The organism is Pseudomonas costantinii (assembly GCF_001870435.1).
Lineage (GTDB): Bacteria > Pseudomonadota > Gammaproteobacteria > Pseudomonadales > Pseudomonadaceae > Aquipseudomonas > Aquipseudomonas costantinii.
The window spans coordinates 50,057-60,443 of sequence record NZ_MDDR01000022.1 but is presented as its reverse complement, the minus strand read 5'-3'; the positions used below and the strand labels follow the sequence as shown (position 1 = coordinate 60,443).

10 protein-coding genes are annotated in these 10,387 nt (G+C 59.0%); 5 read left to right on the top strand and 5 right to left on the bottom strand.

Features of this window, described 5'->3' with window-relative positions; all coding sequences use genetic code 11:
• The first annotated feature begins 59 nt into the window (after nucleotides 1–59).
• Together BFL40_RS11745 and BFL40_RS11740 are read left to right on the top strand one after the other, a co-directional pair.
• Nucleotides 60–425, top strand: coding sequence for a response regulator (locus BFL40_RS11745; RefSeq protein WP_071484144.1), 366 nt, complete (start codon nucleotides 60–62; stop codon nucleotides 423–425).
• A gap of 336 nt (nucleotides 426–761) precedes the next feature.
• Nucleotides 762–2,162: a DUF1254 domain-containing protein gene (locus tag BFL40_RS11740; protein WP_071484143.1), complete on the top strand. Its 1,401-nt coding sequence runs from the start codon at nucleotides 762–764 to the stop codon at nucleotides 2,160–2,162.
• Nucleotides 2,163–2,217: 55 nt separating this feature from the next.
• Here the strand turns inward: BFL40_RS11740 and BFL40_RS11735 are convergent, their stop codons facing one another.
• Together BFL40_RS11735 and BFL40_RS11730 are read right to left on the bottom strand one after the other, a co-directional pair.
• Nucleotides 2,218–2,889 (bottom strand): DUF3313 domain-containing protein, encoded by a 672-nt coding sequence (locus tag BFL40_RS11735; RefSeq protein ID WP_071484142.1) that lies wholly within the window; start codon nucleotides 2,887–2,889, stop codon nucleotides 2,218–2,220.
• A 139-nt stretch (nucleotides 2,890–3,028) separates the two neighbouring features.
• Nucleotides 3,029–3,523, bottom strand: a complete 495-nt coding sequence (locus BFL40_RS11730) for a hypothetical protein (protein WP_071484141.1) — start codon at nucleotides 3,521–3,523, stop codon at nucleotides 3,029–3,031.
• Nucleotides 3,524–3,775: 252 nt separating this feature from the next.
• Here BFL40_RS11730 and ccoN point away from each other — a divergent pair, with 252 nt between their 5' ends.
• Together ccoN and BFL40_RS11720 are read left to right on the top strand one after the other, a co-directional pair.
• Entirely contained in the window at nucleotides 3,776–5,203 is a 1,428-nt protein-coding gene (gene ccoN, locus BFL40_RS11725) for a cytochrome-c oxidase, cbb3-type subunit I (protein ID WP_071484140.1), read from the top strand.
• A 97-nt stretch (nucleotides 5,204–5,300) separates the two neighbouring features.
• Nucleotides 5,301–5,993, top strand: coding sequence for an aspartate/glutamate racemase family protein (locus BFL40_RS11720; RefSeq protein WP_071484139.1), 693 nt, complete (start codon nucleotides 5,301–5,303; stop codon nucleotides 5,991–5,993).
• On the opposite strand, the gene BFL40_RS11715 is transcribed toward BFL40_RS11720, so the two are convergent.
• The 3 genes from BFL40_RS11715 to BFL40_RS11705 form a co-directional block, all read right to left on the bottom strand.
• Nucleotides 5,990–6,502: a GNAT family N-acetyltransferase gene (locus BFL40_RS11715; protein WP_071484138.1), complete on the bottom strand. Its 513-nt coding sequence runs from the start codon at nucleotides 6,500–6,502 to the stop codon at nucleotides 5,990–5,992. The genes BFL40_RS11720 and BFL40_RS11715 overlap by 4 nt on opposite strands.
• Nucleotides 6,503–6,551: 49 nt before the next feature.
• Entirely contained in the window at nucleotides 6,552–7,697 is a 1,146-nt protein-coding gene (locus BFL40_RS11710; RefSeq protein WP_071484137.1) for a glycerate kinase, read from the bottom strand.
• A 97-nt stretch (nucleotides 7,698–7,794) separates the two neighbouring features.
• Complete coding sequence (locus BFL40_RS11705) at nucleotides 7,795–8,895, bottom strand: sugar diacid recognition domain-containing protein (RefSeq protein ID WP_071484136.1); 1,101 nt, start codon at nucleotides 8,893–8,895, stop codon at nucleotides 7,795–7,797.
• A 160-nt stretch (nucleotides 8,896–9,055) separates the two neighbouring features.
• On the opposite strand from BFL40_RS11705, the gene BFL40_RS11700 reads away from it, so the two are divergent.
• A complete protein-coding gene (locus tag BFL40_RS11700; protein ID WP_071484135.1) occupies nucleotides 9,056–10,366 on the top strand; it encodes an MFS transporter in 1,311 nt (436 codons plus the stop codon).
• Nucleotides 10,367–10,387 lie beyond the last annotated feature (21 nt).

Sequence of the window (10,387 nt, the reverse complement as noted above, 5' to 3'; positions counted from 1 at the left end):
AGAGAATGGTCTTTCTACCGCTAACAGACCGGCCCCTCCATTGCTCGGGAGTTTTGATTATGTCCGCTACCCCCTCCACCATCCTAGTAGTCGAAGACGACGCCATCGTGCGCATGCTGATCGTCGATGTACTCGAAGAATTGGCGTTCATGGTGGTTGAAGCGGCGGACGCTGGAGAAGCCTTGAAGGTGGTCGAAAACGCCATTCAGGTGATCGACCTGATGATGACCGATGTAGGTCTACCCGATATGGACGGCAAACAACTGGCGACCAAGGTGCGTGAATTACGCCCCACCCTGCCGATCCTGTTCGCCAGCGGCTATGCTGAGAACATCGATGTGCCGGCCGACATGCAAGTGATCGGCAAGCCGTTCTCCATTGATCAGCTGCGTGACAAAGTCAAATCGATGTTACCTGCTGCCTGAAGTGACGTTGTTCGACACCGTCCAGCGATGGCGGCGTTTTGCAATACCGCGCCCGGCCCACGCATGAACCAACAGATTCATCCAGATAGCGAGTTTAACTGCTAGCTTCAAACGGCATGTCCAGCGCCAGCCTGCACAACTATTACACCCCTCGCTTGTACGACCACAACGCCCTGCTCCTTCACGACAGTCGAGCCGCAGTGCGCAGGTTTGCCCCAGTTCACCTTGTTTACAGGGATTTACGTGACGTTCGGCCAATAAAACTGGAAACTCAGCGCTTTGCCACGCCCTTATATAGAACTCTCTTTACAAAAAACTCAGGAAGGACGCAACAACATGATTGGAAAACCGACGCGCCTGCTGTTGGCGAGCCTCTCGATACTCATGAGTACCGGCGCCTGGGCCGACTTCACGGCGACACCGACTGAAGCTCGGGCTATCGCCAAGGAAGCCTACTTGTATGGATATCCAGTGGTGGCAATGTACAAGACGCTCTACACCCAGGCCGTTGATAAAGGCGGTGCCAACTTCAAGGCGCCGTTCAACCATATTGCCAATACCGCCCAGGCATTCACCCCCAAAGAGACTGCGTTTGTAAATCCGAACCTGGACACGCCCTACTCTTTCGTCTGGATGGACCTGCGCAAAGAACCCTTGGTACTGACGCTGCCCAAGATCGAAGACGACCGTTACTACTCCGTGCAGTTGATCGACCTCTATACGCAGAACATCGCTTACCTGGGTACCCGCAGCACCGGCAACAATGGCGGTCACTACATGCTCGCCGGCCCGGACTGGAAAGGTCAGCAGCCGGTAGACGTCGACCGAGTCATCTACAGCGAAAGCAACATCGCCTACGCCCTGTACCGCACGCAGTTGTTTGACGAAAAGGACCTGAACAAGGTCAAGCAAATCCAGAACGGCTACAAAGTCCAGTCGTTGAGCAGCTATGTGAAACAACCGGCGCCGGCCAAGGTGCCGAAGATCGAATGGCCCAAACCCATGGCGACCATGACAGAGGGCCCACAGCTGTTTCGCTACCTGAACTTCATGCTGGCCTTTGCTGCGCCTCAGGACAGCGAAAAGGACGTGCTGGCACGCTTTGCCAAGATCGGCATTGCCCCAGGTGCACCGTTCAAGGTTAACCAGTTGACGGCTGAACAACGCAAGGCACTCGAAGATGGGATTGCCGACGGCAGGGCTGAGTTTGCCGCGTTCAAGAAAGACAAGATTGACACCCATCAAGTGTCTAACAGCGACCTGTTTGGCAGCCGCGACCGCCTGAAAAACAACTACCTGTACCGCTATGCCGGTGCGGACCTGGGGATTTTCGGTAACTCCAGCGATGAAGCCATTAACCGCAGCTACCGCATCGACAGCGAAGGCAAACCGGCTAACGGTGCTCGCCACAGCTACACCGTGCATTTTGACAAGGGCCAACTGCCACCTGCTGACGCGTTCTGGTCGCTGACCATGTATGACGCCAAAACCCGACTGCTGGTGCCAAACCACAAGAAGCGCTACGTGATCAACTCACGGATGCTGCCCAACCTGAAGCTGGACGCCGACGGTGGCCTGACCCTGGCATTACAGCACCACGAACCGCCGAAAGCCGAACAGAGCAATTGGTTGCCCGCCCCTCCTGGTCCGTTCTATGCCGTGCTGCGTATTTACCTGCCCAAGCCTGAGGTGGGTAATGGTCAATGGAAGCTGCCAGCGCTGACGCCGCTCAAATAGCACCGTGTGACGTGCCCGGTCCTAACAACGTTAGACCGGGCACGTGATTTAACCCTTAGTGTTTTTTCAGCTTCACATAGGACTCATGCAAGTCCGACGCCCAGCCATCGATAACGGCTTTCACGTCGTCGGCCTTCATCACCTGCGAGTCGTTGGACAGTGGTTTGCCGGTACCTTTGCGCACGACCTGGGCAAGCACCTTGCCACTTGCGCCGTCGAGAAACTGCGCCTCGGTGCCCAGGGTGGTTTCCTGGTCACGAATACCCGCACCGGTACTGACGGCCGCAGCCACCAGGGCCACGGGGACATACTCGTAAGGTCTGAGGCTTTCGGTCTTGCTGCTGACGGCAGTAATCGCAGCGCGCACCACAATCACACCTGGGCCGGGGGCGTTGGCCAAAGGCAGCGACTTGACCAGCTCGCGCTTGAGCGCCTGGTTGTAGTACGTGTTGATGCCGTTCAGGGTGCTGTCCGGGATTTTCGCGGTGCCATGGGGTTTGGGGTAAAACTGGGTCGCTTCGACGTACACCGCGCTGTAGTTATTGAGGTTCAGGTTGGGGTCAATCCAGCGCATCACCTCGGCACCCGAGGGTGACTTGGCTTCTTTGAGTTGGCTGTAATCCGAGAGAAAGCCGGAATACTCCTCCGGTTGGGTGAGCTTGCTGGCACAGCCTGTCACGCCGATTGAGGCAATGCACAGCGTGCTGATCATTAGCCTTGTTTTCATCATTGAACTCCCTGTGGGTCATCATCGAAGCATTGAGCTGTAGGTATAGCCAACGCTGGGGAAATAGCTGCGGTTTCATGCCCTCTGTTTAACAGACTGAAATCAGCATCACTGCTGTCCCTGCGTCGAAACAGCAAGTTCAATTGCGCTCACGGGGAATCAGGCTCTGCAACTGCGACGCCAGGAAGTTTGCGTCGAACGCAAAGGTGTCCGGGTCTTTCAGGCCGTTGGTTTTCTTCCAGAGCCAATCGTTTTTATCGGCGGGCAGTACCAACGATACGCTGCCGTGTCGTGCGGCAGTCAGGCCCATCACGGACACGGAAATCAAGCCGCCCGCCCCCATGACGTCCGGTACGAACTCCACGCTCTTGCCAGTGATCTGCACATTAAGTTTTTCGGTCCTGAAGGTCGATGTCTCCACCGGGACGCTGGGGCCGCTGGCGACATACGCTTCGCGATGCACCTCCAATAAACCCACGGTCTTGACCGGCTCCAACCATTGCTCGATCTGCCCGAACAACTCGCCAAGCTTTTGCGCCCAGCGGGCCGACTGCACGTCGAATTGCTGTTTTTTATGCGCTTCGCTATCAGCGTAATGACGAAGCATCTCGCCCAGTTGTTGTACGTCGTCCATTGCGGATCTCCTTGGGTGAGCCAGGTTGCGAACACCGATCATGGCAGAAGCGGCGGATCACCGTGTGATTAACACCTGCGGTGCAGTGCGCTGAAGACTCAGCTGAATACTGATAAGGCGGATCAGATGGCTTGTAAACCGCGCTTTTTAGCCTTACTGGCTGATCCGCATTAATGACCTTTTTCTGAGCCTGTTTTGTTTTACCCATGCTTCCTACAGTGCCCGCCACTTGGAACCGTGGGAGGACTGAGCATGAGCGCAGCAACAATCGGGCAGGCTTACAATTATAGAGTTGTCCGCCAATTCGTAATCGCCACAATTGTGTGGGGCGTGGTTGGCATGGCCATGGGCGTGTGGATCGCCTCGCAGTTGGTCTGGCCCGAAATGAACCTTGATTTGCCCTGGACCACCTTTGGCCGGTTACGGCCGCTGCACACCAGCCTTGTGATCTTCGGCTTTGCCGGCAGTGCGCAATTCGCCGCCAGTTATTACGCGGTACAACGCACCTGCCAGGTGCGGCTGTTTTCCGACACGTTGGCGGCCTTTACGTTCTGGGGGTGGCAGTCGGTGATCGTGATCATGTTGATCAGCTTGCCGCTGGGCTATACCACTACCAAGGAATACGCCGAGATCGAGTTCTCCGGCGCGGTGTGGATGACTGTAGTGTGGGTGGCCTATGCCGTTGTATTTTTCACCACCGTGGTGCGGCGCAAGACAAAGCATATCTACGTCGGCAACTGGTTCTTCGGCGCATTTATCCTGGTGATTGCCATGTTGCATGTGGTCAACCACCTGTCGATCCCGGTGGGCTGGTTCAAGTCGTATCCGGTGTACTCCGGGGCCACCGATGCGATGGTGCAATGGTGGTACGGGCATAACGCCGTGGGCTTTTTCCTCACCACCGGCTTTTTGGGGATGATGTACTACTTCGTTCCCAAGCAAGTCGGACGACCGGTTTACTCTTATCGCCTATCTATCGTGCACTTCTGGGCGCTGATCACCCTGTATATCTGGGCGGGCCCGCACCACTTGCACTACACCGCCTTACCGGACTGGGCGCAGTCCCTGGGCATGGCGATGTCGCTGATCCTGCTGGCGCCGAGCTGGGGCGGCATGATCAACGGCATGATGACCTTGTCCGGCGCTTGGCATAAGTTGCGCACCGACCCGATCCTGCGCTTTCTGGTGCTGTCCCTGGCGTTCTACGGGATGTCGACCTTCGAAGGCCCGATGATGGCGATCAAGACTGTCAACGCCCTCTCCCACTACACCGACTGGACCATCGGCCACGTACACGCCGGAGCCCTCGGTTGGGTAGCGATGATTACCTTTGGCTCGCTGTACCACATGATTCCCAAGGTGTTTGGCCGCGAGCAGATGCACAGCGTGCCGCTGATCAACCTGCATTTCTGGCTGGCAACCATCGGCACGGTGCTCTACATCGCGTCGATGTGGGTCAATGGCATTACCCAAGGCCTGATGTGGCGGGCGATTAACGATGATGGCACCCTCACCTACTCGTTTGTCGAAGCTCTGCAGGCCAGCCATCCGGGGTTTGTGGTGCGCTTTGCAGGCGGAGTGTTTTTCCTGATGGGCATGGTGCTGATGGCCTACAACACCTGGCGCACGGTGCGGACTGCGGATTTGAATGTCGCGCAACTTGAAGCGAGGATCGCCTGAGATGTAGAACTGCTCCGGTCATTTTGCGGGCAACTGCGTATGACTAATCAGTGGCCGATGGGTAAGGTGAAGCGACACCCCTTGTCAGGAGCATCGCATGCGCACCATCGGCCTTATCGGCGGCATGAGCTGGGAGTCCAGCGCCGAGTATTACCGCATCATCAACCAGCGCGTGCGTGACCAGCTCGGCCCGCTACGCTCAGCGCAACTGTTGATGTACAGCGTGGACTTCGGCCCGGTGGAACAAGCTCAGCACGCAGGGCGCTGGGACGATACCGCGCTGATCCTGGAAGATGCCGCGCGCCGCCTGCAAGCCGGGGGGGCCGAGTGCGTGGTGCTGTGTACCAACACCATGCATTTGGTGGCGCCGCGTATCGAGGCGGCGGTGTCGATTCCGTTCCTGCATATTGCGGATGCTGCCGGTGCGGCTGCTGTGGCCGCAGGCACGCTGACTGTGGGCTTGCTGGGCACTGCTTTCACCATGGAACAGGAGTTTCTGAAATCCCGTCTGGCCGCTCAGGGCCTGACTGTGCTGGTGCCCGACGCGGATGATCGCCAGGCCGTGCACCGGATCATCTATGACGAGTTGTGTGTCGGCGTGATCAGCGATGCATCACGCCAAATCTACCTGCGCGTGATCGAGTCCCTGGCCGCACGTGGCGCCCAGGCAATCATCCTCGGGTGTACGGAGATCGGCTTGCTGATCAAACCTGAGCACAGCGACCTGCCGCTGCTGGACACCACCGAGCTGCATGCGCAGGCTGCGGTGGCGTTTGCTCTACAGGACTAGGCTGATTTGCGCAGGCGCGCCATGCTCAGGGCGTCGACGAAGACGCCGTCACGCAGGGCGTAATCGCGTAACCGGCCTTCGACTTCGAAGCCGAACTTGCGGTACAGGTTATGGGCGGCTTCGTTGTCGGCGTACACCGTGAGCTCCACGCGGTGCAGGTTCATCCAGTTGTCGGCCACCTCCAGTGCAGCCGCCAGCAAGCGGGAGCCGACGCCCTTGCCCTGCCAGGCTGTCGCCACGCCCATGCCGAACGAACCGACGTGGCTCTGGCGCACGCGCAGGTACTGTTCAAAGCCGAGTTGGCCGACCACCTCACCGCCATGCATCGCCACCAGCTGTAGCCGCCGCTCGTTGTCCATCACCAAGCGTTTACGCCAAGCCTCAATCGACTGGAAAGGCATTTGCAGCACCTGACGGCACACCGCCGGGTCGTTGTAGAGCGCAGTGACGCCTTCAAGATGGGCCTCGGTAAAGCGCTGGATCACGATATGGGGTTCAGGTGTGTGCATTGTGTTTCATCCTTTGAAAGACAAGTGGCAGAGCAGTGTAGAGGCGGCGCTACCGGCCGCGCAACGCTGCCACCCGCCACACCCGCGCAATATCCGCCGCGCGCTCACGCAGCAACCGCGGCGCTTCACTGCACGCCTGCTCCAGGCTCATCGGCCCGGAAGGCAAGGCGAAGGCGGCGTTAACCCCGTGGTCGTACATCTGCTCGTAGCCATCGCCCAGGGTGCCGGCGATCACGATCACGGGCACGTTGTGTCGCTGGGCGATACGCGCCACGCCGAACGGGGTTTTGCCGCGCAGGGTCTGAGCGTCGAAGCGCCCCTCGCCGGTGATCACCAGGTGGGCACCGCGTACGGCTTGATCCAGGCCGACCAGTTCGGCGACAACGTCCACACCCGCACGGAACTGTGCGCCAAGAAAGGCCTTGGCAGCAAAGCCCAAACCACCCGCGGCACCACTGCCAGGTTCGTCGCGCACGTCTTTGGGCAGGACCTCGGCGCAATGGTCGGCGAAATGGCCAAGGGCAGCGTCCAGCTGTTGGACTTGCTGCGGACTGGCGCCTTTTTGCGGACCAAAAATGGCCGAAGCACCGTGAGGACCGCACAACGGGTTGTTCACATCGGCGGCGATTTCAAAGCGTACTTGGGCCAAGCGTGGGTCCAGCTGTTCAAGACTGATACGCGCCAGGCGGGTCAAGGCCAGGCCTCCCGGCGGTAACGTTTGGCCCTGCGTATCGAACAGTTGCACACCCAGTGCCTGCATCGCACCCGCGCCACCGTCGTTGGTAGCACTGCCGCCAATCGCCAGGATAATGCGCTGGGCACCGAGATCCAGGGCGGCGCGGATCAGTTCGCCCGTGCCATAAGTCGTGCTGGAACAAGCATCGCGATTGCCCGGTGGGACCAATTGCAAACCACTGGCTTCGGCCATCTCGATAATTGCGGTGTGGCTGTCGGCCAACCAGCCCCAGCGTGCTTCAACGGTGCCGCCCAAAGGGCCGTTTACCGGTTGGCTGCGCAACTCGCCATTGCACGCAGCGAGTACCGAATCCACCGTACCTTCACCGCCATCCGCCATCGGGCACTGGACCAATTGTGCATCCGGCCAAACCTGGGCCAACCCTTGGGCGATGGCCTGGGCGACGCCTTCGGCGCTCAGGCTGTCCTTGAACGAGTCGGGGGCGATGATGATTTTCATGGGCTTTCTCCGGTTTTTATAACGCCCATGCTGCCATTTGGCTCCGGTAATGACGCCGGTCCGATGCACAAGTGCGGGTGAGGTTTGTTGTTCATTTCTACAAAACCTGGGGCAGCAGTTGCACGCCCAAGTAGAGCGCAAGCATGCCATCGAGGGTCAGCGGGTCGACACCGCTCAATTCCGCAATGCGTTCCATGCGGTAACGCAAGCTGTTGCGATGAATGCCCAAGGCGTCGGCACAGGCTTGGCTTTGGCCATCGTGTTCACACCAACTGCGCAGCGTGGCCAGTAATTGCCCGTTGCTGTCTTTGGCCAATACTTTGCGCAATGGGTTGAGTAACTCATCAAGGGCATCGTCATTGCGATGACGCCAAAGCATTACAGGCAGGCGGTAGCGATTGAGCGTGAGCAAACGTGATTGAGGCAGAACGTCCCGACCGTAGGCCAACAAGTCGCCGACCCGACGGTAGCAACGGCGTAACCCTGCCAGGCCATCGGCTTGGCCGCCGACGGCAACCCGCAGGATATTCCACCCCAGGCCCTGGAGTTTTTCCAGCAACCTGGGGTTGTCCACTTGCAGTGCGGCGGGTCGACACCACAGCAGGGAAAACTGCGCGGAGCTGACGCACCAGCTGTCCGGGTAACGGCTGGTGAGCCAGGCACTTAACGCATCGGCCGACTGGCCCACGCCCAGTTCAAACAAGTACGGCGTGCGTGCCATCTGCGGCTTGAGGCCCAGTTGCTGCGCTTCATCCACCAGGCGCGGCGAGTCGCCCGCTTCCGCAAGAAGCAGGGCCAGCAGGTCATCGCACCGCTGGCGTCGCCACTGTTGCTCGGCTTGCTGATGGCGGTGGCTGACCAGCATTTCGGCCGTCATGCGCACCAGTTCAGCGTAAGTGCGCAGCAACTCTGGTTCGCCAGTGATACCCAGCACGCCGATCAGGCGTTGGTCATGCATCAGCGGCAGGTTGATTCCAGGCTGCACGCCCTTGAGGTGCTTGGCGGTCTGGCCGTCGATTTCCACCACGCGACCATTGGCGAGTACCAGTTGCGCACCTTCATGGCGGGTGTTGATCCGTTCCGGCTCGCCGCTGCCAAGAATCAGCCCCTGACTGTCCATGACATTGACGTTATAGGGCAGGATGGCCATGGTGCGATCGACAATATCCTGCGCCAGGTCATGATCCAGCTCGAACATGGGGCTAAATTCCTAGAAAGCGTGATTGTTCATAGGCACAGCGCAAACTCCGCTTCGCTGTGCGCGAGCACAAAGACAGCACCCCGCAAGGTGGCCGAGACTCATTGGGCGATCAACGTTACCCTCGCATCGCGAAAAATCATAATAAAGAGAGACTGCCATGTCACAGAGCGCCGCTGCCACACTGGCCACCGATGACGATAAAAACGCCATCTACAAGCGCATTACCCTGCGCCTGATCCCCTTCATTTTCATCTGCTACCTGTTCAACTACCTCGACCGGGTAAACGTTGGCTTTGCCAAGTTGCAGATGCTCGACGCGTTGAAATTCAGTGAAACCGTATACGGCCTCGGTGCCGGGATCTTCTTTATCGGTTACGTGCTATGTGGCGTGCCGAGCAACCTGGCGCTGACCAGGTTCGGTCCACGGCGCTGGATTGCGTTGATGATGATCGTCTGGGGCACGCTGTCCACCTGCCTGCTGTTTGTCACTACACCGACGCACTTCTACACCCTGCGTCTGTTCACCGGCGCCGCCGAAGCCGGCTTCTTCCCCGGTGTGGTGTTGTACCTCTCGCAGTGGTTCCCGACCTTCCGCCGTGGGCGGATCATGGCGCTGTTCATGTCGGCAATACCGGTGTCCGGCTTGCTTGGCAGCCCGTTCTCCGGCTGGATCCTCAATCACTTCGCAGCAGGCCAAGGTGGCCTGGCGGGCTGGCAGTGGATGTTCCTGCTGCAAGGCATCCCGACCGTGATTCTGGGTGCCCTCGCCTACTTCCTGCTCAGTGACAACTTTGCCAATGCAAAGTGGCTCAAACCCCACGAACGTGCGGTGTTGGAAGCGGACCAGGCGACCGATTTGGCGAACAAGCCAAAAACCAGTACCGACTCGCTGGCGGAAGTGTTCAAGAATCCGGCGATCTGGGCATTCGGCCTGATTTATTTCTGCATCCAGAGCGGCGTATACGCCATCAACTTCTGGCTGCCGTCGATCATCAAAAACCTGGGTTTCAGCGACAACCTGGTGATCGGCTGGCTCAGCGCGATCCCGTATCTGCTGGCCGCCGTGTTCATGTTGCTGGTGGGCCGCTCCGCTGACTTGCGTAAGGAGCGCCGCTGGCACTTGGTGGTGCCGATGTTGATGGGGGCTATCGGCCTGGTGATCGCGGTGAATTTCGCCACTACTCCGGCGATTGCGATTCTCGGCCTGACCATCGCCACGATGGGTGCCCTGACCGGCCTGCCGATGTTCTGGCCGGTGCCCACCGCCATGCTCAGTGCGGGCGCGGCGGCCGGTGGCCTTGCGTTGATCAACTCCATGGGCCAGATGGCAGGTTTCCTCAGCCCGTATATCGTCGGCTTTGTGAAGGATGCCACAGGGTCCACGGATATCGCGCTATACCTGCTTGCCGCGGTGATTGTCGCAGGCAGCGTGTTAGCCCTGCGGATGACGCGCACCCTGAAGGTATAACTCGGCCTATGTGGGAGCTAG

Bases quoted from the DNA above. Each gene is read 5' to 3' on its own strand.
- BFL40_RS11745 (WP_071484144.1), top strand. From the start codon at position 60: ATGTCCGCTACCCCCTCCACCATCCTAGTAGTCGAAGACGACGCCATC.
- BFL40_RS11740 (WP_071484143.1), top strand. From the start codon at position 762: ATGATTGGAAAACCGACGCGCCTGCTGTTGGCGAGCCTCTCGATACTC.
- BFL40_RS11735 (WP_071484142.1), bottom strand. From the start codon at position 2,889: ATGAAAACAAGGCTAATGATCAGCACGCTGTGCATTGCCTCAATCGGC.
- BFL40_RS11730 (WP_071484141.1), bottom strand. From the start codon at position 3,523: ATGGACGACGTACAACAACTGGGCGAGATGCTTCGTCATTACGCTGAT.
- ccoN (WP_071484140.1), top strand. From the start codon at position 3,776: ATGAGCGCAGCAACAATCGGGCAGGCTTACAATTATAGAGTTGTCCGC.
- BFL40_RS11720 (WP_071484139.1), top strand. From the start codon at position 5,301: ATGCGCACCATCGGCCTTATCGGCGGCATGAGCTGGGAGTCCAGCGCC.
- BFL40_RS11715 (WP_071484138.1), bottom strand. From the start codon at position 6,502: ATGCACACACCTGAACCCCATATCGTGATCCAGCGCTTTACCGAGGCC.
- BFL40_RS11710 (WP_071484137.1), bottom strand. From the start codon at position 7,697: ATGAAAATCATCATCGCCCCCGACTCGTTCAAGGACAGCCTGAGCGCC.
- BFL40_RS11705 (WP_071484136.1), bottom strand. From the start codon at position 8,895: ATGTTCGAGCTGGATCATGACCTGGCGCAGGATATTGTCGATCGCACC.
- BFL40_RS11700 (WP_071484135.1), top strand. From the start codon at position 9,056: ATGTCACAGAGCGCCGCTGCCACACTGGCCACCGATGACGATAAAAAC.